The organism is Streptomyces sp. BK79, from assembly GCF_044142145.1.
Lineage (GTDB): Bacteria > Actinomycetota > Actinomycetes > Streptomycetales > Streptomycetaceae > Streptomyces.
In genome coordinates this window covers 1-20405 of sequence record NZ_JBHVOC010000005.1, presented here as the reverse complement: position 1 = coordinate 20405, position 20405 = coordinate 1, and the positions used below count along the sequence as shown (strand labels likewise).

Annotated in this window: 20 protein-coding genes; 9 read left to right on the top strand and 11 right to left on the bottom strand. The window is 73.4% G+C overall.

From position 1 onward, the window contains the following. Positions 1 to 38: 38 nt before the first annotated feature. Positions 39 to 575 (bottom strand): isochorismatase family cysteine hydrolase, encoded by a 537-nt coding sequence (locus ACFIF2_RS07285; RefSeq protein ID WP_395571687.1) that lies wholly within the window; start codon positions 573 to 575, stop codon positions 39 to 41. 88 nt (positions 576 to 663) lie between these two features. After that, entirely contained in the window at positions 664 to 1461 is a 798-nt protein-coding gene (locus ACFIF2_RS07280) for a restriction endonuclease (protein WP_395571686.1), read from the bottom strand. Between the two features lie 142 nt (positions 1462 to 1603). Here ACFIF2_RS07280 and ACFIF2_RS07275 point away from each other — a divergent pair, with 142 nt between their 5' ends. Both ACFIF2_RS07275 and ACFIF2_RS07270 read left to right on the top strand, forming a co-directional pair. Continuing rightward, complete coding sequence (locus tag ACFIF2_RS07275; RefSeq protein ID WP_395571685.1) at positions 1604 to 2674, top strand: nitrous oxide reductase family maturation protein NosD; 1071 nt, start codon at positions 1604 to 1606, stop codon at positions 2672 to 2674. Between the two features lie 49 nt (positions 2675 to 2723). Then, on the top strand, positions 2724 to 3752 hold the full coding sequence (locus ACFIF2_RS07270) for a methyltransferase (protein ID WP_395571684.1): 1029 nt from the start codon (positions 2724 to 2726) through the stop codon (positions 3750 to 3752). Between the two features lie 95 nt (positions 3753 to 3847). On the opposite strand, the gene ACFIF2_RS07265 is transcribed toward ACFIF2_RS07270, so the two are convergent. The 4 genes from ACFIF2_RS07265 to ACFIF2_RS07250 form a co-directional block, all read right to left on the bottom strand. After that, positions 3848 to 5005, bottom strand: coding sequence for a SchA/CurD-like domain-containing protein (locus ACFIF2_RS07265; protein ID WP_395571683.1), 1158 nt, complete (start codon positions 5003 to 5005; stop codon positions 3848 to 3850). A 210-nt stretch (positions 5006 to 5215) separates the two neighbouring features. Next, entirely contained in the window at positions 5216 to 5905 is a 690-nt protein-coding gene (locus ACFIF2_RS07260; RefSeq protein ID WP_395571682.1) for a class F sortase, read from the bottom strand. A gap of 115 nt (positions 5906 to 6020) precedes the next feature. Continuing rightward, positions 6021 to 6464 (bottom strand): hypothetical protein, encoded by a 444-nt coding sequence (locus ACFIF2_RS07255; RefSeq protein ID WP_395571681.1) that lies wholly within the window; start codon positions 6462 to 6464, stop codon positions 6021 to 6023. Between the two features lie 221 nt (positions 6465 to 6685). After that, positions 6686 to 8575: a SpoIIE family protein phosphatase gene (locus tag ACFIF2_RS07250; protein ID WP_395571680.1), complete on the bottom strand. Its 1890-nt coding sequence runs from the start codon at positions 8573 to 8575 to the stop codon at positions 6686 to 6688. A gap of 103 nt (positions 8576 to 8678) precedes the next feature. Here ACFIF2_RS07250 and ACFIF2_RS07245 point away from each other — a divergent pair, with 103 nt between their 5' ends. Together ACFIF2_RS07245 and ACFIF2_RS07240 are read left to right on the top strand one after the other, a co-directional pair. Then, on the top strand, positions 8679 to 9398 hold the full coding sequence (locus ACFIF2_RS07245) for a hypothetical protein (protein ID WP_395571679.1): 720 nt from the start codon (positions 8679 to 8681) through the stop codon (positions 9396 to 9398). A 41-nt stretch (positions 9399 to 9439) separates the two neighbouring features. Beyond that, positions 9440 to 9994: a GNAT family N-acetyltransferase gene (locus ACFIF2_RS07240; RefSeq protein ID WP_395571678.1), complete on the top strand. Its 555-nt coding sequence runs from the start codon at positions 9440 to 9442 to the stop codon at positions 9992 to 9994. Between the two features lie 150 nt (positions 9995 to 10144). On the opposite strand, the gene ACFIF2_RS07235 is transcribed toward ACFIF2_RS07240, so the two are convergent. Further along, positions 10145 to 10612, bottom strand: coding sequence for an ATP-binding protein (locus tag ACFIF2_RS07235; RefSeq protein WP_395571677.1), 468 nt, complete (start codon positions 10610 to 10612; stop codon positions 10145 to 10147). A 305-nt stretch (positions 10613 to 10917) separates the two neighbouring features. Here ACFIF2_RS07235 and ACFIF2_RS07230 point away from each other — a divergent pair, with 305 nt between their 5' ends. Further along, positions 10918 to 11886 carry a LysR family transcriptional regulator gene (locus tag ACFIF2_RS07230; protein ID WP_395571676.1) on the top strand — a complete coding sequence of 323 codons (969 nt, stop codon included), beginning with the start codon at positions 10918 to 10920 and terminating at the stop codon, positions 11884 to 11886. Between the two features lie 89 nt (positions 11887 to 11975). Here the strand turns inward: ACFIF2_RS07230 and pgm are convergent, their stop codons facing one another. Then, entirely contained in the window at positions 11976 to 13616 is a 1641-nt protein-coding gene (gene pgm, locus ACFIF2_RS07225; protein ID WP_395571675.1) for a phosphoglucomutase (alpha-D-glucose-1,6-bisphosphate-dependent), read from the bottom strand. Positions 13617 to 13716: 100 nt separating this feature from the next. Here pgm and ACFIF2_RS07220 point away from each other — a divergent pair, with 100 nt between their 5' ends. Next, the gene (locus ACFIF2_RS07220) at positions 13717 to 14241 is read left to right on the top strand and encodes a molybdenum cofactor biosysynthesis protein (RefSeq protein WP_395571674.1); all 525 of its coding nucleotides are present in this window, start codon (positions 13717 to 13719) and stop codon (positions 14239 to 14241) included. Between the two features lie 12 nt (positions 14242 to 14253). On the opposite strand, the gene ACFIF2_RS07215 is transcribed toward ACFIF2_RS07220, so the two are convergent. The 3 genes from ACFIF2_RS07215 to ACFIF2_RS07205 form a co-directional block, all read right to left on the bottom strand. After that, complete coding sequence (locus ACFIF2_RS07215; protein ID WP_395571673.1) at positions 14254 to 14685, bottom strand: hypothetical protein; 432 nt, start codon at positions 14683 to 14685, stop codon at positions 14254 to 14256. Positions 14686 to 14762: 77 nt separating this feature from the next. Next, the gene (locus ACFIF2_RS07210) at positions 14763 to 14927 is read right to left on the bottom strand and encodes a hypothetical protein (RefSeq protein WP_395571672.1); all 165 of its coding nucleotides are present in this window, start codon (positions 14925 to 14927) and stop codon (positions 14763 to 14765) included. A 14-nt stretch (positions 14928 to 14941) separates the two neighbouring features. After that, positions 14942 to 15880 (bottom strand): LysR family transcriptional regulator, encoded by a 939-nt coding sequence (locus ACFIF2_RS07205; RefSeq protein ID WP_395571671.1) that lies wholly within the window; start codon positions 15878 to 15880, stop codon positions 14942 to 14944. Positions 15881 to 15974: 94 nt separating this feature from the next. On the opposite strand from ACFIF2_RS07205, the gene mdlC reads away from it, so the two are divergent. The 3 genes from mdlC to ACFIF2_RS07190 all read left to right on the top strand — a co-directional run. After that, on the top strand, positions 15975 to 17555 hold the full coding sequence (mdlC, locus tag ACFIF2_RS07200) for a benzoylformate decarboxylase (protein ID WP_395571670.1): 1581 nt from the start codon (positions 15975 to 15977) through the stop codon (positions 17553 to 17555). Between the two features lie 79 nt (positions 17556 to 17634). Then, positions 17635 to 19089 (top strand): benzaldehyde dehydrogenase, encoded by a 1455-nt coding sequence (locus ACFIF2_RS07195; RefSeq protein ID WP_395571669.1) that lies wholly within the window; start codon positions 17635 to 17637, stop codon positions 19087 to 19089. 57 nt (positions 19090 to 19146) lie between these two features. After that, positions 19147 to 20405: MFS transporter (locus tag ACFIF2_RS07190; protein WP_395571668.1), on the top strand; the 1259-nt coding region annotated here is incomplete at its 3' end.

Below are 20405 nucleotides of genomic sequence, written 5' to 3'. Positions count from 1 at the left end.
CCCGGCCCGCGGGCGCGCCGCCCTCCCGAAGGCCCGCCTCACGTCCACAACTCGTCGCTGTCGCACACCTGGGCCCCCATGTTCCGCTCCATCATGCGCAGCGCGGCGTCCGCGAGGTCGGCGTGGATGTGGGCGACCGCGTCGCGCGGCACGACCACCTGGAGATGGCGGATGTGGGCGTCGAGCGCCGAGTAGAGCACGCACTGCTCGGTCACCTGCCCGCACAGCACCAGCCGGTCGATCCCCTGCTCGTGCAGAAGGTACGTCAGTGGGGTCTCGAAGAAGATCGAGTGGCGTGCCTTGACCACGAAGAGCGAGGACTCGTCGGGGCGCACCGGCTCGACGAGCCGGGCGTGCGGCCCGGAGAGGGCCTTGTCGAGCATCTCGCCGTGGTGCGAACGCCACTCACCGAAGTTGTCGTTGACGTAGATGACGGGGACGCCGTGGCGCCGGGCCCGCTCCAGCAGGCCGGTCAGCGGCGGCAGTACCGACTCCACTGCGGGAATCAGCGACTCGGCGTCCTCGTGGTCGTAGGTGTTGATCATGTCGATTACGGTCAGCGCGGTCTTGCCCATGCCGCCCAGGTTCCCACTGGGCGGCGGGAAGACCTCGTTGTCCCGGCCGACGGAGGGACAGGCCCCGGCCGATCCGGGCCGGCGAAGGTCACCCGAGGGACCACTCCGCCGTGCGCGCGTCGTCCCCCGCGGCGGGGCCCGGTCCCCAGGGCGCCGGGGCCCGGCCCGCCGCCCACTGGCGCAGCCACCCCTCGTCCACGCAGACGATGCCGCACTGCTCGGCGTACTCGACGGCGGGTGCCGTGAAGTCGCCGCTGGTGACGAGCACCGCCACGTCGGCCTCGTGGACCGTGTAGCAGGTGCCGCCGAAGCGCTGCAGGTCCTGGGAGCCGACCTTGTTGTCGTCGCCGTAGCGCTTGCACTGGATGACGACGCGGCGGCCGTCGGGAGTCACCGCCAGCACGTCCGCACCGAGGTCGCCCGCTCCGCCCACGACCTCCACGTCGGCGCAGCCGTCCCGTACGCAGAGATCCGCTATCACCCGCTCGAACTCGTCCGGGGTGAGCGCGTCGTGCTCGGCCGGCACCACCACGGTGCACTGGCCGACAGCGTGCGTCGTCGCCTCCCACACGGGCTCGCGCCGCTCCTCCAGCGCGTCCAGGGCCGTCTCCGTCGCCTTCTCCAGGGCGCCCGAGGTGCGGCGCGCCAGCCTCGACGCGGAGAGCCCGCGCCGCCCGCGCCGGCACAGGACGGCGACCGGTACGCCCCCGAGCACGAGGACGACGGCCCAGGCGGGGCGGCTCTGCGCGACGTCCCACGCCGTCCGTCCGACCCACCCCGCGAGGATCAGGCCGACGGCGACGAGTCCGAAGTACACGGCCGTCGCGCGGAGGTCGAAGCGGCGCCCGTGGCGTTCCGGTCGGGGGCGGGGTTCAGGCACGGTCACGACGGTCATTCCTCCTTGCGGACCAAACGAAGATCACTTACGCCGTCTGCCCTGGAACCACCGGTTCAGCGACCGCATGTGACACGCCGTCGGATGGCTCATCCGACCAGCGAGCGAATTTCTCGGGCATATCGTGCGGAATATGAAGAAATGCCATGTCGTGTACCTGGTGTGCACCGCAGCGATGCTCGGGACCGGACTCGGAGCGGCTCCGGCCTCCGCCGGCCACATGACCCACGTGGTCCACCCCGGCCAGTCGATCCAGAAGGCGGTGGACGCCGCCGAAGCGGGTGACACCGTTCTCGTCACTCCCGGCACCTACCACGAGAGCGTGACGGTGAGCACCCCCGGGCTCACCCTGCGCGGCATGGGCCGCGGCACGGTCATCGAGCCGAGCACGAAGAAGGCCACGGACAGCACCTGCGCCGCGGACGGCAACGGCATCTGCGTGACGGGGACGAAGGACGAGAAGGTCAAGGGCGTCACCGTCGCCGACCTGACGGTGACCGGCTTCACCCGCACCGGCGTGTACTCCAAGGCGACCGACGGGCTGACCGTGCGGAACGTGACGGCGGTGGAGAACGGCGTCTGGGGCATCGCCCAGGAGCAGTCGATCCACGGCATCTTCCGGAACAACACCGCCCGCGACAACGGCGACGCGGGCATCTTCCTCGCCAACAACGTCAAGGCCGAGGAAGGCGCCGTGGACACCCAGGGCACGGAGGTGGCGCACAACCTGGTCGAGGGCAACCGGATCGGCATCACCGTCCGGCGGCTGCGCAACCTCGCCGTCGCGGCCAACCACGTCACCGGCAACTGCGCGGGGGTGTTCGTCGTCGGCGACGAGAACAAGCCCGCGGGCGGCGACCTCGTCGTGCGTGACAACCACGTCGTGCGCAACAACAAGTCCTGCCCGAAGACCGAGCGGCTGGAGGCCCTCCAGGGTTCCGGCATCGTCCTGACCGGCGTCGAGAAGGTCCTGGTCGCCGACAACACGGTCGAGGGCAACTCCGGCACGTCGTCGATGTCGGGCGGCATCGTCCTGGCCTCCAGCATGGTGGGCACCGCCAACTCGAAGAACGAGGTCAACGGCAACAGGCTGCGCGACAACTCCCCCGCCGACCTCGTCAACGCCGGGACCGGCGACACCGCCAAGAGCAACACCTTCAGCGGCAACACCTGCGGCGCCTCCAAGCCCGCGGGGCTGTGCTGACCGGCCGGCCGTAGCCACCCGTGGACCTAAGCAGGAAGGAAAGCGGCACATGACGACCGCAGAGACCGCCCCGCCCCCGCCGATGCGGCTGAGGGAGCTCGTGTTCGGGGCGGCATGTGCCGCCGCCCTCCGCGCGGCCGCCCGGCTCGGTGTCGCCGACGCCCTCGGCGACACCCCGATGACCGTGGACGAACTCGCCGCCGCGGTGAAGACCGAGCCCCGCCCACTGCGCCGGCTGCTGCGCGCCCTGACCTGCTACGGCGTGTTCGCCGAGCACAAGAACGGGTCGTTCGCGCACACCGACATGTCCAGGCTGCTGCGCGAGGACGACCCGCACAGCCTGCGCTACATCACCCTGTGGTGCACCGAGCCGTGGACCTGGGACGCCTGGCCCCAGCTCGACGAGGCGGTACGCACCGGCCACAACGTCGTCGAGGGCCTGTACGGCAAGGAGTTCTTCACCTACCTCAACGAGGACGCCCCCGAGTCGGCCGAGGTCTTCAACCGCGCCATGACCACGTCCAGCCGGCAGTCCGCCCAGGACGTCGCGGCACTCCTCGACCTGTCGGGGAGCACGTCGGTCGCGGACATCGGCGGCGGCCAGGGGCACGTGGTGGCGAGCCTGCTGGAGAAGTACCCGTCGATGCACGGCACCCTGCTCGACCTGCCGCGGGTGGTGGAGAACGCCGACCCCCGGCTGCGCGAGGGCGGAGCGCTCGCGGACCGGGTGCGCATCGTGCCGGGCGACTGCCGTGAGGGCGTTCCCGTCCAGGCCGATGTGTACATCATCAAGAACATCCTGGAGTGGGACGACGACAGCACCGCCCGCGCCCTTCGCAGCGTCATGGCGGCGGGCGGGGCCGGGGCGAGGGTCGTGGTCATCGAGAACCTCGTCGACGACACGCCCTCGATGCGGTTCAGCACCGCCATGGACCTGCTGCTGCTCCTCAACGTCGGGGGCGCCAAACACACCACCGACAGCATGGTCGGCCGGCTGACCGACGCGGGCCTCGTCATCGACGACATCCGCCCGGTCAACCCCTACCTGCACGCCTTCGACTGCACCGTGCCCGAGTGAACTGACGCACGGGCGCCCGCACGCGCCGGCCGCCGGACCGCTCCTCTCGCGGTCCGGCGGCCGACGCGTGGGTACGCCGTGGAAGGGCGCCCGGGTCAGGCGTCCGGCGCGCGACGGTCGGTGACGAGGTCCATGCGGGCACCCTCCAGGGCGCGGGCGAGGTCGCCGGCCGCCGGCGCGGAACCGTCCCGGCCGCCGGCGCCGTCCAGCAGCGTCGTCAGCTCGGCCACCAGGCCGGGGTCCGGGAGGCCGAGGGCCATCGCCGGCTCACCGGCGTCCAGCCCGCCGCGTACGTCGACCAGACGCACCACGACGTCGTCGCGCTGGAAGATCGTGCTGGACAGGACCGGGCTCAGCGGATCGTCCGCCGCCGCCTCGTCGGCCTGGGCCAGCACCTGCGCCAGCCGCATGCCGTGGCCCGGCCGCGCCGGGTACGACAACGCGTGCCGCCGCGCCTCCGGGTCCTCCTGACCCGCGGTCACGTGGTGGACGGCGGGCAGTGCCGCCCGCGTGTAGAAGACCCGGGCGGACTCCGGGTCGCCGAGGTCCCGGTCCTGCTCCAGGTACGGGTTGAGGGCCTCCTCCACGGCCCGCACCTCGGGCTGCGCGGCCACGTGCCGCAGGGCCGCGAGCAGGTCGCCGCGCACCTCGATGGCCCGGACCACCCGGTTGCCGTGCAGGAACAGGGACGTGCGGCACAACCGTGTGGTCTCGTCGACCCTCGGTTCGGGCGAGGCGTAATCGGCGAGGATCCTGGCGACCCGCTCCTCGCTGCCCGGCTTCACCGTGAAGGTGAGCGCGTGCCGGATCACACCGTCTCCGACGCGCGGCGCGGCCTGGAGGCCGCCCCGGGGCCGCTCGGCGCCGTCCGCCGGGTGACCGGTCTCCCGGACGACGTGGAAGCGGAGCGACCTGGTGTCGCGGACGCAGCTGTGCAGCGGCCTGACCATCCGCACGTGTTCCTCGCTGCTCACCCAGTTCAGGAACGGCGGGGCGCTCTCCCACTCGCTGGTGATGAGCCACTGGGAGGGGTTCTCGATGGACTGGCACAACTGCTCACCGAGGTGACCGGGGACGGACTCGACGTGGCTGCGCAGCTGCTCGTACGTCTCCAGGAACCGCTGCTGGGCTCCGTCGTAGACCTCCACCAGCAGGACGACCCTGAGCCGGGAGCCGTCGAACACGGACTGGGAGACATGGTGCGACACCTGTCGCGTCAGCGGTTCGGAAACAGGGGTGGACGTGGTGGTCATCCTGCGCACACTCCTTCACGGTGGCGGAACTGGACGTCGGCCGCGATGATGCGACGCCAGCGTCCCTCGATCCTGGGCCCGGCCCCGGTGGCGCGCGACCGGTGTGCACTGCGCGAGTGACCGGGGCGGTGCCGGGACGGCGGGGGACGCGGGGGCGCGGAGGCGGGTGCGGCGGGGGGACGGTGCGGGGCGGCGCGGGCGGCGCGGGGCTCAGGTGAGGTGGGCGAAGACCACCAGGTTCTCCGTGTAGTCCTTCACCCTGCGGTCGTAGTCGCCCGCGCAGGTGATGAGCCGTACCTCGGCCCGGTCGGCGTCGCCGTACACGCGCTTGCTGGGGAAGGCGTCCTTGTCGAAGGTCTCCGCGCCGTCGACCACGAAGGACGCCTTGGTCCCGTCGGCCCGCCGGACGTGGAAGACGTCGCCCTTGTCGAGCCGGTCGAGGCGGGCGAAGACGGCCGGTGAGGTCTTCGTGTCCACGTGCCCGGCGATGATCGAGGTGCCCTTCTCCCCGGGGGAGGCTCCCTTGGCGTACCAGCCGACGAGATTGGTGTCGTCGGGCGGCGGGGCCTGGAGCTGTCCGTTCGCACCGATGGCGAGGTCGGTGAAGGGGGCGTCGACGGAGATCTCCGGGATGATCAGGCGCACCGGTTTCGACCGGCGCAGGTCCGTGCGCGCGTCGGCGGCGGCGGCCGGGGCCGTGCTTCCGGGCTGGGCCGAGGCGCCGGGCTGGGCGGTCACCATCGGCGGCCGGGAGTTGTCGGCCGACGTGTCGTTGCCGCCGACCAGGCTCACGGCGAGGATCAGGAGGGCCACGGCGCACAGCACCGTCAGGCCGGAGCGGGACCCCTGTCCGCTCGGCTCCGGTTCGTCGCCGGCGGGGGAAGTAGGGGGGACTGCCATGTTCGAGGACCACCTCACTGGGCACGGCGGCAGCGCGGACACCGAGGGGGGAAGCGAGCCGGGCCGCCACGCGCTGCGTGGGTGGCGGCCCGGCTGCTATCGCGCCCGGCACGGCTCACGCCACTCCGTTGGCCGACTTCCTGCGTCGGACGGCGTACAGACCGGTTCCGGCGACGGCCAGGACGGCGAGCCCGCCCGCGGTCGTGGCCGGCGTGTCCAGCCCGCCGCCGCCGGTGTGCATCCCGCCGCGCGGCTTCTCGTGCTCACCGCCGCCCCAGGACTTCTCACCCTCGTCCTGCTTGTAGGTCTCCTCGCCGCCCTGCTTGGAGGCGCCGCCGTCCCAGTCGCCCTCGGTCACCGCGGTCACCTCGGTCAGCGCGCCGCCACCGGTGTGCATCCCGCCGCGCGGCTTCTCGTGCTTGCCTCCGTTGTCGTGCTCCTTGCTGTAGGAAGAGTCGTCGTGGTCCCAGTCGCCCGCGACGGCGTAGGCGCCGGGAACGCCGAGGACGAGGACGGCCGAGGCCGCCGCCGTGGTCAGGAGGGTGCGAGCAGAACGCATCTGAGGTTCCTTCCGTCACGACCGGGCAGCTGGCGCTTCGTCAGCTGAGATGACCCGGTCCCGACGTGAATTACCGTCAGTCAGCTTTCCGGCTCGCACCACTCAAGACGATCAGGCGGGTGAATACGCCGGGGCGTCAGGTGATGGAGCGCCAGGTGATGGGGCGGCGGGTGACGGGGGCAAGGCGGCGGGGGCGCGGCTGTCCCGGCCCGGTGGTTCCGCTACTCGTCCGGGTCCCGGTGCGTCGGGTCCCGGACCTCGGACTCCTGGCGGCGGGAGCCGGGAGCGGCCCGGTCGGGCGCGGCCTCGCTGTGCGGGGACTGGGACGGCGGGGGCGGAGCGGTGTCCCCGGGGGCGCCCACGCCGGCGCCGGGCAGGCGCAGCGCGACCAGGGCGACGTCGTCGCCGCGCGGCATGATCCGGGCGAGCAGTTCGTCGCAGTACTCGTCGATGCCGCGTTGCTCCAGCCGGCGGGCCAGGGCCCCGGCGTGGTGGCGGAGCTTGGCCATGCCGAGGTCGATCGGGCGGTCGCGGCTCTCCACCAGACCGTCGGTGTACAGCAGGAGGATGCTGTCCGGCGGGAGTTCCTCGTGCGCGTCGGGCCAGTCCAGGCCGAGGCGCAGCGTGGCGCTCATGCCGATGAGCGGGCCGTGGCCGCCCTCGAGGAAGCGGGTCCGGCCGTCCCGGGTGACGAGCAGGGGCGGCGGGTGTCCGGCGTTGACCCAGTGGAGCCGCCAGGGACCGCCCTCGGGGCCTTCCACCCGGGCGAAGACGAGGGTGGCCATGGGGGCGTCGCTGGTGTTGGTCACGGCCTCGTCGAGGCACTTCATGATCGTGCTCGGCGGCTCCTGGTGGTTCCAGGCGAGGGCGCGCAGCATGTTGCGGACCTCGGCCATGTGGGCGGCGGCCTGGAGGTCGTGCCCGACCACGTCCCCGATGACCAGGGCCATGACGCCGTCGGCGAGCAGGAAGGCGTCGTACCAGTCGCCGCCGACCTCCATGGCGCTCTCGGCGGGCCGGTACCGGGCGGCCATGCGGAGGTGGTCGACCTGCGGGAGGGGGGTCAGCAGCTGGCGCTGCATGGTCGCGGCGACGTTCTGCTGCTCGTGGTAGAGCCGGGCGTTGTCCAGCACCAGTCCGACGCGGCGGCCGATGTCCGCCAGCAGGGCGACCTCGGCCTCGCTGTGGGCGGGGTGGTCGCGGGCGATGGTCAGTACCCCGTAGGACCGCTGCCGGGTGCGGAGCGGGACGGCGACGGCGCGCTGCCCGCCGAGCCGTTCGAACAGCGCCCCGTGGGTGGCGGCGAGCGGGGGCCGGGGATCGCGCAGCAGTTCCCCGGCGCTCAGGGGGACGGGGCGGTCACTGTTGATCAGGCGGTCCAGCGCGGTGCGGGAGGGACCCGGCAGCGAGCTGAGCGGTCCTTGCAGCGGTCCCGCCCGGTCAGGGTGCGTGCTGCTGCGGACGGCGATCCGTTCCACGCCGTCCGACTGGCCGGGGTGGACGTCGGCCGCGGCCCATTCGCCCAGTTCCGGTACCAGCAGCCGCAGGAGCCGCCGGATCGTGGTGGCGGTGCCCTCGGTGGGGATGAGCACCGTGGAGATCTCGGCGACCAGGTGCAGCTGGGCGGTGAGCGCTTCCAGGGCGGCGGTGCGCGCCTCGGTCTCCTCGGCGGCGCTGCGGTGCAGGCTGAAGTCGTGGAAGACCAGCACCAGGCCCTCCTGCCTGCCGTCCCTGACCAGCGGGGTCGCCGCCCAGATGATCGGCACGAGGGTGCCGTCGGACCGCTGGAAGAACTCCTCGCTGCCCTCCTCGGCGGGCACCCCGTGCAGTGGGTTGCGCAGCGCGCACCGTTCGCGGGGCACGGGGCTGCCGTCGGCGTGCCGGTGCAGGAGGTCGTGCGCGTCGTGCCCGAGCATCTCCCGCGCCGACCGCCCGAGGAGCTGCTCGGCCCAGGGGTTCGCCGAGGTGATCCGGGCGGAGGGACCGAGGGTCAGTACGCCCGCACCGAGACCCCGCAGCACGGCGCGGGCGAGATCCTGGTCCGGGGCACGGTCCGCTCCCCCGTGCCCGGCCTCCTCGCCCTCCCGGTGGCCCGCCCAGCCTGATGTCACGGCCCTCACAGCCTTCCGACGCCGTTCATCGGGCCAGGTTCCCTCACCGGGCGGCGATGAACCGCTCCCGCGGGCCGAAGGAGGGAGGTCCGGTAGGCTCCCGGTGCCGATCTCGTACCTGGAGGCCCGCGTGCGGACCACGACCACCGCGACGACCGTACTGACCTGTCTGCTGGCGGGAGTCCTCGTGGCGGGGTGCGGCGGCGAGACCGGCGCGGGCGCGTCCGCCGACGAGCTGCTCGAGGACGCGAACGCCGCGATGCGCGGGCTGAAGTCGGTGCGGGTCGACACCACCAGCACCGCGGCGAAGGGCGGCACGGTCACCAACCGGCTGGTGACGGACCTGGAGGGCCGGTGCACCGCGAGGACCACGTTCTCCGAGGGCGGCAGCCTGGAACAGATCCGGATGGGCGACACCGACTACGTCCGGCCCGACCGCGCCTACCTGGAGAAGTGGAAGGGCGGCAAGGGCGCGACCGGCGAGCAGAAGCTGTGGATCAAGTCCCCGGCCGACGCGGCGCGGCCCGGCGACGGCCGTTCCGACTGCACGCGTCCCTTCGTCTCCTTCGGGACGGCGAAGAAGGGGAAGAGCACCCGCGTCGGCGGCCGGGAGGCGGTCGAGCTGACCGTCACCGACGAGGAGGACCGGGGCGGGACGTACACCTTCTCCGTCGCCACGGAGGGCGAGCCGTACCTCCTCAGGGCCGTCTACGAGGGCACCGAGTACGACACGACGACGTCGTTCGGCGGCTTCGACGAGCCGCTGGACATCCGCGCGCCCGAGCCGGACCAGGTGGTCGACGCCCAGGACGCGCCGCGGTAATCCGGTCGCCCGGCCGGTCCCCCGCGTCGTAGGTTGACGTGATGTCCGAACTTCGAACCGACCGCCTGCTGCTCCGCGGATGGCGGGCGTCCGACCTGGGCCCGTGGGCGGCCATGAACGCCGATCCGGTGGTCCGCGCCTACTTCCCCGAGGTGCTCACCCGGGAGCAGAGCGAGGCGTCCGCCGCCCGTTTCCAGGCCGATCTCGACCGGCGGGGCTGGGGGTGGTGGGCGGTGGAGGTCGCCGCCACCGGCGAGTTCATCGGCTTCGCCGGGCTCGATCCCGTGGAGGACGGCATGCCGTTCACCGGGGTCGAGGCGGGCTGGCGTCTGGCCCGCCCGGCCTGGGGACACGGGTACGCGACCGAGGCGGCCCGGGCCGTGGTGGACCACGCCTTCGGGGTGCTGGGACTGGCCGAGGTCCTCGCGGTGACCGCGGCCGGCAATGCGCGCTCACGGGCGGTGATGCGCCGGCTCGGCATGACCCGCGACCCGGCCGAGGACTTCGACGACCCCGGCGTACCGGAGGGGCCGCTGCGCCGCAGCGTGCTGTACCGGCTGCGGGCGCCCGAGGGCCGAGGGCTCGCCGCGCGGTAGGGCCGGGGCGGGAGCCAGGGGCCGTGCCCCCGGTCGCGGGGTGTGAGGCCCGCACGGGACGGGCCCGGTCGCCGGGGGGGCCGGCCGTCGGGAGGGGCCTCGGGGGGGGGCGGCCGTCGGGGGTCCGTCGTGGCCGTCCGCGGGCCGGATTCAGGACGCGTGGCTCATCGCCGGTCCGTTCCTCTCGTCGGCGAGGCCCACCGCGGCCCTCATGCGCTTGCCGACCGGCTCCCGGCATGCCTCGAAGCTCTGGCAGACGGCCATGACGATCTCCAGTCCGTGCCGGCCGATCCGGCCCGGGTCGGCGGTCTCGGCCACCGGCAGCGCCGGGTCGCTGTCCCAGACGGTGACCTCCACCCGGTCGCCGGCCAGCTCCAGGTCCACCAGCGACGGACCGGGCGCGTACTTGCAGGCGTTCGTCAGCAGCTCGCTGACGACCAGCTGCACCAGGTCGGCCGCGCGGTCGGACACCGCCGTGCCGCGGGCCGCCCGCACCCGCGCCAGGAAGCTCCGGGCCAGTTCCCGGCCCCGGGCGATGTCGCCGACGCTGCCCTCGTACTCCGCCGAAACCCTGACCGGTTCGTCCCGCGACCGGTCGTTGTGGGCAGCCTCGTCCATCCGATCCGCCCTCTTCCTGAGCCTTGACCGCTACGGCAGCCCGTCTACCCCCGAAACCGGGAAACATCGGGCGCCGGCCCGTCCGATCGCCGGCTGCTGGCCCGGCGGCCCGGACGGCGGTTCCGGGCCGCGCCCGCGGCCCTCGCGCGGGCCCGGACGCGCCGGGGTGCCGGACCGGCCTGCGGTACTCCATGTGGTTGTGCGGGTGGGCCCATGGCACCGGGGCGGACTGACAGTCCCCGGGAGAAAGCGCACGGTTCCGCTCCGCGTGGCACGCTCACCGGTTGTGGCTCTAGGGTGCCGTCGTGGATCTCATCGCCGTACGCACCTTCGTCGCCGCCGCGGAAGCCGGTCAGTTCCAGATCGCCGCGGCACAGCTGGCCGTCACCCAGCAGGCCGTCTCCAAGCGTGTCGCCGCGCTGGAACGGGACCTCGGCGTGCCGCTGTTCGTGCGTACCGCGCGCGGTGCGCGGCTCAGCATCGACGGGCAGGCGTTCCTCCCCCACGCGCGGGCGCTGCTCGACGCCGAGGAGCGGGCCGCCGCCTCCGTTCGGCCCGGGCGGCGGCCGTTGCGGGTCGACGTGATCGGCAGGCGGCTCTCCGTGGCCGGGGTGCTGCGCGACTTCCACCGCGCCCATCCCGAGGTGGACCTCGACGTCGTCATCCTCTTCGACGCGAACGCCGAGGCGGCCGCGACCGCCGTCCACTCCGGGGCGATCGACGCGTCCTTCCGCTGTGTCACCGCGCCGGGCACCACCCTTCCCGACGGCGTCGAGGCCACGCCGGTGTTCGACGAACCGCTCCAGTTGTTCACCGGGCCCGCCCACGAGTTCGCGACGGCCCGGGCGGTGACACCGGCCCGGCTCGCCGGCCGCCGCGTCTGGATGCCCGGGAACGTCCCGGGCGCCGAGTGGTCGGCGTACTACGAGGCACTCGCCGCCGAGTTCGGGGTCGCCATCGACACGATCGGCCCGAACTTCGGTGTCGAGGGGCTCCTCGACACGATCGCCGAGTCCTCGACGATCGCGACCTTCCTCAGCGAGCGGACGCCCCTCGTCTGGCCCGCCGTCCACGATCTGCGGCGCGTCCCCCTGCGCGACCCGACGCCCGTCTACCCGCACTCCCTGCTCTGGCACGCCGGCAATCCGCATCCCGGGCTGGCCACACTGCGCGCCTATCTCGCCTCCCGGCCCGTCCGGCACCTGGACTCGGAGGTGTGGACGCCGCCGTGGGCCCTGCGGTCGCATCCGAGGGCCGATCGCGCACGGTCCTGACGTCTCCGCGGGCCCTCTGGGATCCGGGGGCTGACCATGGCCGTTCCCCGGACCGGCCGAAGCCGACCGGCCCGGGGAACGGCACGGCGTCAGCCGCCGAGGGCGCCGAGGACGACGAGCTTGGCCTCGTCCTGCACCTGCCGGAGGTGGTCGGCGCCGAGGAACGACTCCCCGTAGATCTTGTAGACGTCCTCGGTGCCGGAAGGGCGGGCCGCGAACCAGGCGTTCTCGGTGGTCACCTTGATGCCCCCGATGGCGGCGCCGTTGCCCGGTGCCTCGGTCAGCACGGCGGTGACCGGCTCGCCGGCGAGGGTGTCGGCGGTGACCTGGGCCGGGGACAGCCTGGCCAGGCGGGCCTTCTCCTCGCGGGTCGCGGGGGCGTCGATGCGGGCGTAGGCGGGTTCGCCGAAGCGGGCGGTGAGGGCGGCGTAGTGCTCCGAGGGTGTCCTGCCGGTGACGGCGGTGATCTCGGAGGCGAGCAGGGCCAGGATGATGCCGTCCTTGTCCGTGGTCCACACCGAGCCGTCCCGGCGCAGGAAGGACGCCCCGGCGGACTCCTCGCCGCCGAAGCCGAGGGACCCGTCGACCAGCCCGTCCACGAACCACTTGAAGCCCACGGGTACTTCGACCAGCCGGCGGCCGAGATCGGCGGCGACCCGGTCGATCATGCCGGAGGAGACCAGGGTCTTGCCCACGCCGGCGGCCGCGGGCCAGTCGGTGCGGTGGGCGTAGAGGTAGGCGATGGCGGTGGCGAGGTAGTGGTTGGGGTTCATCAGCCCGGCGTCGGGGGTGACGATGCCGTGCCGGTCGGCGTCGGCGTCGTTGCCGGTGGCGATGGTGAAGCGGTCGCGCCGCTCGATGAGCGAGGCCATCGCGTGCGGCGACGAGCAGTCCATGCGGATCTTGCCGTCCCAGTCCAGCGTCATGAACCGCCAGGTGGGGTCGGTGAGCGGGTTGACCACTGTCAGGTCGAGCCGGTGCTGCTCGGCGATGCGGCCCCAGTAGGCGACGGACGCGCCGCCCAGCGGGTCGGCGCCGATCCGTACGCCGGCCGACCGGATCGCGTCGAGGTCCAGGACGCTCGGCAGGTCGCGGACGTAGGCGTCGAGGAAGTCGTAGCGGCCGGTGCCGGGCGCGGCGAGCGCCCGCGCGTAGGGGACGCGGCGTACGTCCTTGAGGCCGGCGGCGATGATCTCGTTGGCCCGGTCCTGGATCCAGGAGGTGGCGTCGGAGCCCGCGGGGCCGCCGTTCGGCGGGTTGTACTTGAAGCCGCCGTCGGCGGGCGGGTTGTGCGACGGGGTGACGACCACGCCGTCGGCGAGGCCCGAGGTGCGGCCCCGGTTGTGGGTGAGGATGGCGTGCGAGACCGCCGGGGTGGGGGTGTAGCCGTCCGCGGTGTCGACGAGGACGGTCACGTCGTTGGCCGCGAACACCTCCAGCGCGGTGATCCGGGCCGGCTCGGACAGGGCGTGTGTGTCGGCGCCCAGGAAGAGCGGGCCGTCGGTGCCCTGCGCGTCGCGGTACTCGCAGATGGCCTGGCTGGTGGCGGCGATGTGGTCCTCGTTGAACGCCGCGGCCAGTGACGAACCGCGGTGTCCGGACGTGCCGAAGGCCACCCGCTGGCCGGGCTCGGCGGGGTCCGGGTGCAGGGTGTAGTAGGCCGTCACCAGCCGGGCGATGTCGATCAGGTCCTCGGGGCCGGCCGGCTTCCCCGCTCGGTCATGCTGCATGCGCCCACTCCTCCGCGTCGGTCGGGCATTGGCTCGCGGTCCCATCTTCCCCTGTGCGGTCGGGTGCACCCGACGTGAGGGCCGCGGTTACGGTGAACGCATGACCGAGGTGGAGGTGCTGCAACTGCTGGTCTCGCCCGTGCACCGGCTGGCCGGACGTCCCGCGGACGGGCCCGTGCCCGCTCCGGCCGACGAGCTGGTGGCGCGCGTCGAGGTGCGGCGGGGGCTGGGCCTGGTCGGCGACCGGTACTACGCGCGGCCCGCCCACCGGAACGCGGCCGTGACCCTGATGTCCGCCGAGCACCTGCCCCGGGACATCGATCCGGACGCCGGCCTGCGGCACACCCGGCGCAACGTCCTGCTCCGGGGCGTCGACGTCGACGCCCTGGTCGGCGCGACCGTCGCCCTGGACTGCGGCGGCGGCCCCGTGCTCCTGGCCGTCAACCGCCCCGCCCGGCCGTGTGCCTGGATGGACGTCACGGTCGGTCCCGGCGCCCAGCGTGCGCTGCGCGGCAGGGGAGGCGTCCGGTGCACGCCCCTGAGCGACGGTGTGCTCGCGCTGGGCCCGGCGACGTTCGAGGTCGTCGAGGAGGCGGGCGCCGGGTCACGGCCGCCCGGGACGTGACCGGCCAGGGCGTCAGATCCGGCCGCCGGTGAGGCGGGTGAGGGGTCCCTGCGGGTGACGGCCCGCACGACGGCCCACCGCGTACGAGGCGGCGCTCAGCACGGTGATGCCGGCGCCCACGCCCGCGGCGACGAGCTTGCGGTGGGCGATGACCGTCCACGCCGTCTTCGCGGTGGCGGCGACCTGCCCCGAGGTGGTGATGACCGCCTGGCGGCCGGCCTCGACTCCCTTGGCCGCCGTCTGCACGGCGCTGTTCGCGGCCTCGGCCGAACGCTGGGCGCCGGCCTTCGCCGCTGACGTCGCGTCACCGGCCTTGCCGGCGGCGGCCTGCCCGGCCCGCGAGGCGGGTGCGGTCGCCTTGTCCGCAGCGCCGCGCGCCTTGGACTCGGCGGTGCGGGTGGTGGAGTTGCGCTTCTGGTTCGTGTCCTTGTTCGGATCGCTCATGGACACCGCTTTGCCCCTCTCCGGGTTGGCAAACACGAACGGTTCGGCGGCCGCGCGGCGATCGGGCCCCCGGCGCGTCACGCTGGGCAGCGTCCGCGGCGCGACGCGCTCCCCCACCGCCGTGTCACCCTCGCGTACGACACGTCCAGGTCGAAGCCGGCGACGCGGGCGGCCTCCGTCATCCGGGCGGTGAGGTGTTCGGCGTCGCCGATGGCCGGGATGGTCGGTTCGGGTGCCGTCACGCCGGTGATCCTGGCTACGTCACGGCCGCGGTCGGCGGGAGTTGGGCGGGGCTCACCTGCTCGCCCAGTACCCGGGCCATGAACTGCACCAGCCACCGCTGCGCCGGGCTGCGCGAGGACTCGTGCCGGGCGTACAGGGCGATCTCGATCGGCTCGGTCTCGAAGGGCAGCCGCACCAGGCGTACCCGGTGGGAGGCGGTGAAGACCTCCCCGACGTACTCGGGGACGATGGCGATCAGGTCGGTCTGCTCCAGCAGGTAGGGGAGCATCGAGAAGCGGGTGGCGTCCACGGCCACCCGTTCCAGGAGTCCGTGCGCGGCCAGTACCGCCCGGGGCGCGACGTGCCCGCTGGGCCCGAAGACCGTCGCGTGGTGCTCGGCCGCGAGGTCCGCGAGCGTGACCTCGTCGCCCCGGACGCGCGGATGGTCCGCGGCGACCATGAGGACGTAGCGCTCACGGAACAGCGGGATCCGCACGGTCAGGTGCGAGGTGATCACCGGGGTGGCCACGAAGGCGTCGAGGTCGCCGCGGCGCAGCTGGCTCTCGGCGTCCTCCACGTCGAAGGGGCGGACGGTGAACGACACCGCCGGCGCGTGCTCCCGTGCCGCGGCCAGCAGTCGCGGCAGGAGGGTCGCCTCGCCGAGGTCGGAGAGGGCGATGGTGAAGCGGCCCGACATGGTCGCGGCGTCGAAGGCGTCGCCCTGCCGGACCGTCGTGTCGATCTCCGCCAGGGCACGCTGCAGCGGTTCGTACAGCCGTCGGGCTCCCGCCGTGGGCGTCAGCCCTCGCCCGTTGCGCCGGAACAGCTCGTCGTCGAAGTGCCGCCGCAGCTTGCCCAGGCTGTAGCTGACGGTGGGCTGGGTGACGTGGAGGGTCTCGGCGGTGGCCGTGACGCTCCCGGTCTCGTACAGCAGGACGAAGACACGGGCGAGGTTGAGATCGAAGGTGCCCATATAGACGGACTCTATATCGGGGTGTCGAAACATCTATTGGTGCCCATGTCGCGGGGTGCCTAGCGTGTCGGACGTCACTTCGAAAGGAACGTCCGTGCCATCCGTGCGTCGTGTCTCCCACGATTTCCTGGAGCGCCAGGGGCTCACCACCGTCTTCGGCAATCCGGGCTCCAACGAGCTGCCCTTCCTCGCCGGCCTCCCCGAGGGCTTCCGCTACGTCCTCGGTCTGCACGAGGGGGCCGTCGTCGGCATGGCCGACGGTTACGCGCAGGCGACCGGCCGGCCGGTGCTGGTCAACCTGCACGCCGCCTCCGGGTCGGGCAACGCGATGGGCGCGCTGACCAACGCCGTGGCCTCCCGTACGCCGCTGGTGGTGGTGGCCGGGCAGCAGGTGCGGCCCGCCATCGGACCCGAGGCCAACCTGGCCAGCGTCGACGCACAGACCCTGATGAAGCCGCTGGTCGGCTGGGCGGCGGAACCGGCGTGCGCGGCGGACGTGCCGCGGGCGCTGGCGCAGGCCGTCTTCGAGGCCCGCCTCCAGCAGCGTCCGACGTATCTGTCCGTGCCGTACGACGACTGGTCGGCCGACGTCGACGACAACGCCCTGGCCGTGCTCGACCGGCGGGTGGAGCGGGCCTCGGTGCCCGGCGGCGAGCAGGGCCGCCGGCTCGTCGAGCGGGTCGCCGCCGCCCGCCGCCCCGCGCTCGTGCTGGGCGGTGACATCGACTCGGCGGGCCTGTTCGACGACGCCGTCCGGCTGGCCGAGCGTCTGGGCGGTCCGGTGTGGGCGGCGCCCTCCCTCTTCCGGCTGCCCTTCCCCAACCGGCACCCACAGTTCCGGGGTGTGCTGCCCGCCGGTATCGCGCCGGTCTGCGAGGCCTTCGAGGGCCACGACCTCGTCCTGGTGCTGGGCGCGCCGGTGTTCCGCTACCACGAGTACCTGCCGGGCCGGTACCTGCCCGAGGGGACCCGGCTGATCCAGGTGACCGAGGACGCGTCCGCCGCCGCGCGGGCGCCGATGGGCGAGGCGCTGGTCGCCGACCCGGGGGCCGTGATCGACCTGCTCCTGGAGTCGCTCGACGCGCCCGGAACGCCCGCGGGCCCGTACCGCCCGGCGCCCGAGCCGCTCACCGCCGAGGGCCCCGCCCTCCATCCCGAGCAGGTCTTCGCCGCGCTGCGCGACGAGATGCCCGGCGACACGGCGTACGTCGTCGAGTCCACGTCCACCAACTCCGCGTGGTGGCGCCAGATGGACCTGCGCCGCCAGGGCTCCTACTACTTCCCGGCGGCCGGCGGGCTGGGCTTCGGCCTGCCCGGCGCCGTCGGTGTCGCGATGGCCCGGCCCGACCGCCCGGTCGTCGGTGTCGTCGGGGACGGCTCCGCCAACTACGGCATCACCGCCCTGTGGACGGCCGCGCAGCACCGGGTCCCGCTGACCGTCGTCCTGCTGCGCAACGGCACGTACGGGGCACTGCGCTGGTTCGGCGGCCTGCTCGGGGTGCCGGACGCCCCCGGACTGGATATCCCAGGGCTGGACTTCACCCGCGTGGCCGAGGGGTACGGCGTCCGCGCCCAGCACGTCGGCGGCACCGAGGAACTGCGCGCCGTACTCGCCGAACGGCCGGACCACCCCCGGCTGATCCAGGTGGACACGGCGCTCACCACACCGTCCTGACCCACCCCATGACGACCCGCCGAGCGCTCGGAGCCGCGAGGCGCCCGGCACCCGAAGATCCCGAGGAAAGGGAACGACGATGACACTCCTGGACAGCGACGTCTGGGGCCGCAAGTTCTTCAGCGACGGCTGGCAGGACTCCCCCGCCGAGCACCCGGTGACCGAGCCGGCGACGGGCGACCGGCTCGGCGCGGTCGGACTGGCCACGGCCGAGGACGTCGGCCGCGCCGCCGCACGGGCCGCCGAGGCCCAGCGCGCGTGGGCGGCGACCCCGCCCCAGCAGCGGGCCGCCGTACTGCGCCGCGCCGGCGAGCTGTTCACCGAACACGCCGGCGAGATCGAGGACTGGCTGGTGCGCGAGGCCGGTTCGGTGCGGGCCAAGGCGGGCTTCGAGGTTCAGCTCGCCGTGGGCGAGTGCTTCGAGTGCGCGGGCCTGCCGACGCACCCCCAGGGCGAGGTGCTCACCTCCGAGGAGGCCCGCTGGTCGCTCGCCCGCCGCCGGCCGGCCGGTGTGGTGAGCGTGATCGCGCCCTTCAACTTCCCGCTCATCCTGGGTCTGCGTTCCGTGGCCCCGGCGCTCGCCCTCGGCAACGCGGTGCTGCTCAAGCCGGACCCGCGCACCGCGGTGAGCGGCGGTGTCGTCATCGCCCGCGTCTTCGAGGAGGCCGGCCTGCCCGCCGGTGTCCTGCACCTGCTGCCGGGTGACGGGTCGGTCGGGCAGGCCGTCGTCGACGCCCCCGAGGTGCGGGTGGTCTCCTTCACCGGCTCGACTCCGGTCGGGCGGGCCATCGGCGAGCGGGCCGGGCGGCTGCTGAAGCGGGCCCACCTGGAACTGGGCGGGAACAACGCGCTGGTCGTGCTGCCGGGCGCGGACGTGCGCAAGGCCGCCTCGGCGGGGGCGTTCGGCTCGTACATGCACCAGGGGCAGATCTGCATGACGACCGGCCGGCACATCGTGCACGAGTCGCTGGTGGAGGAGTACACCGCGGCGCTCGCCGCGAAGGCCGAGGCGCTGCCGGTGGGTGACCCGGCCCGCGAGGACGTGGCGCTCGGCCCGATCATCGACCGCCGCCAGCTGGAGCGGGTGCACGGCATCGTCACCGAGAGCGTCGCCGCGGGCGCGAAGGTCGCCGCGGGCGGCGAGATCGACGGCGCCGGCTACCGCGCCACCGTCCTGACCGGCCTGACCACCGACATGCCGGCGTGGCGTGAGGAGATCTTCGGCCCGGTCGCCCCCGTCATCTCCTTCTCGACGCTGGAGGAGGCGGCGCGGATCGTCGACGACTGCGAGTACGGGCTGTCGGTCGGCATCCTCGGGGACGTCGGAACGGCGATGAAGCTCGCCGACCGGATCGAGTCCGGCAAGGTCCACATCAACGAGCAGACCGTGAGCGACGAACCGAACGCGCCCTTCGGCGGGGTCAAGGCGTCCGGCACCGGCTCCCGTTTCGGCGGCCCCGCGGCCAACGTCGAGGCGTTCACGGAGACCCAGTGGGTCACCGTCCGCCCCGACATCGCCGACTACCCGTTCTGACCCTTCCGGCCGTCACGGCTCCGCTCACTCACACCCGTCCCCGGGGGGAGAGTCATCATGGCTTCCGCCACCACGCCCCAAGCGCCCGCACAGCCGGGCGGCGCCGGCAGCAGCAGCACCTGGACCGTGGTCCTGTGCTGGATCACCGTCCTGCTGGAGGGCTACGACCTCGTCGTCCTCGGCGCCATCATCCCCACCCTGCTCAAGACCCACCACCTCGGCATGACCGCGGGCGACGCCACCACCATCGCGACGCTCTCGCTCGTGGGCGTGGCGATCGGCGCGGTCTGCGTCGGTCCGCTGGCCGACCGGCTGGGGCGCCGCCGCCTGCTGATCGGCTCGGTGGTGCTGTTCTCGGTCTTCACCCTGGTGGTGCCGCTGGCGAACTCCGTCACCATGTTCGCCGCGCTCCGGCTCGTCGCCGGGCTCGGCCTGGGCGCGTGCATGCCCGTCTCGCTCACGATGATGGCCGAGAACATGCCCGCCAGCCGCCGGGCCCGGGCGAGCACCCTGACGATGACCGGGTACCACACCGGCGCGGTGATCACCTCGCTGCTGGCCCTCCAGGTCACCGACAACTGGGAGATCCTCTTCTACCTGCTCGGCGTCGTCGGCCTGGTGGTCGCCGTCATCCAGTGGTTCCGGCTGCCGGAGTCGGAGGCGTTCGTGCGGGCCCAGCGGGACGGGGCCCAGCGCGTGCCGTTCAGCGAACTGCTCAAGCCGGCGTACCTGCGGGCGGGCATCGGCATCTGGGTCGCGTCGTTCATGGGGCTGCTGCTGGTCTACGGCCTCAACACCTGGCTCCCGAAGCTGATGAACGACGCCGGCTACCCCGTGCCCACGGCCGTCACCCAGCTCCTCGTGCTCAACGTCGGCGGTGTCGTCGGTCTGGTCCTCGGCGGCTGGGTCGCCGACCGGCGGGGCATCAAGGGCACCACGATGGGCTGGTTCGCGGTCTCGGTGGTCATGCTGGCGTGCCTGAGCGTCAAGATGGAGAGCGATCTGCTGCTCAACGTCGTGGTGTTCTTCACCGGCGTGTTCGTCTTCTCGGCCCAGGTGCTCGTCTACGCCTACGTGACGAACTACTACCCGGCCTCGGTGCGCGGCACCGCGCTCGGCTCGGCGTCCGGGATCGGCCGGATCGGCTCCATCGTGGGCCCGTCGATCACCGGCGCGCTGGTCTCCTCGGGGATCGGGCACCCGTGGGGGTTCTACTTCTTCGCGGCGGTCGCGGTCCTCGGCTTCCTGGCCGTGCTGACGCTGCCGCGCGCCGCGACGGGCGGGCAGGCCCAGGCCGGGCGGGCCGAGGCCGTCGA

What these genes read in the sequence shown, in the direction of transcription:
- ACFIF2_RS07285 (WP_395571687.1), bottom strand. Translation starts at nt 575, where the DNA reads ATGGGCAAGACCGCGCTGACCGTAATCGACATGATCAACACCTACGAC.
- ACFIF2_RS07275 (WP_395571685.1), top strand. Translation starts at nt 1,604, where the DNA reads ATGAAGAAATGCCATGTCGTGTACCTGGTGTGCACCGCAGCGATGCTC.
- ACFIF2_RS07270 (WP_395571684.1), top strand. Translation starts at nt 2,724, where the DNA reads ATGACGACCGCAGAGACCGCCCCGCCCCCGCCGATGCGGCTGAGGGAG.
- ACFIF2_RS07265 (WP_395571683.1), bottom strand. Translation starts at nt 5,005, where the DNA reads ATGACCACCACGTCCACCCCTGTTTCCGAACCGCTGACGCGACAGGTG.
- ACFIF2_RS07260 (WP_395571682.1), bottom strand. Translation starts at nt 5,905, where the DNA reads ATGGCAGTCCCCCCTACTTCCCCCGCCGGCGACGAACCGGAGCCGAGC.
- ACFIF2_RS07255 (WP_395571681.1), bottom strand. Translation starts at nt 6,464, where the DNA reads ATGCGTTCTGCTCGCACCCTCCTGACCACGGCGGCGGCCTCGGCCGTC.
- ACFIF2_RS07240 (WP_395571678.1), top strand. Translation starts at nt 9,440, where the DNA reads ATGTCCGAACTTCGAACCGACCGCCTGCTGCTCCGCGGATGGCGGGCG.
- ACFIF2_RS07235 (WP_395571677.1), bottom strand. Translation starts at nt 10,612, where the DNA reads ATGGACGAGGCTGCCCACAACGACCGGTCGCGGGACGAACCGGTCAGG.
- pgm (WP_395571675.1), bottom strand. Translation starts at nt 13,616, where the DNA reads ATGCAGCATGACCGAGCGGGGAAGCCGGCCGGCCCCGAGGACCTGATC.
- ACFIF2_RS07220 (WP_395571674.1), top strand. Translation starts at nt 13,717, where the DNA reads ATGACCGAGGTGGAGGTGCTGCAACTGCTGGTCTCGCCCGTGCACCGG.
- ACFIF2_RS07215 (WP_395571673.1), bottom strand. Translation starts at nt 14,685, where the DNA reads ATGAGCGATCCGAACAAGGACACGAACCAGAAGCGCAACTCCACCACC.
- ACFIF2_RS07205 (WP_395571671.1), bottom strand. Translation starts at nt 15,880, where the DNA reads ATGGGCACCTTCGATCTCAACCTCGCCCGTGTCTTCGTCCTGCTGTAC.
- ACFIF2_RS07195 (WP_395571669.1), top strand. Translation starts at nt 17,635, where the DNA reads ATGACACTCCTGGACAGCGACGTCTGGGGCCGCAAGTTCTTCAGCGAC.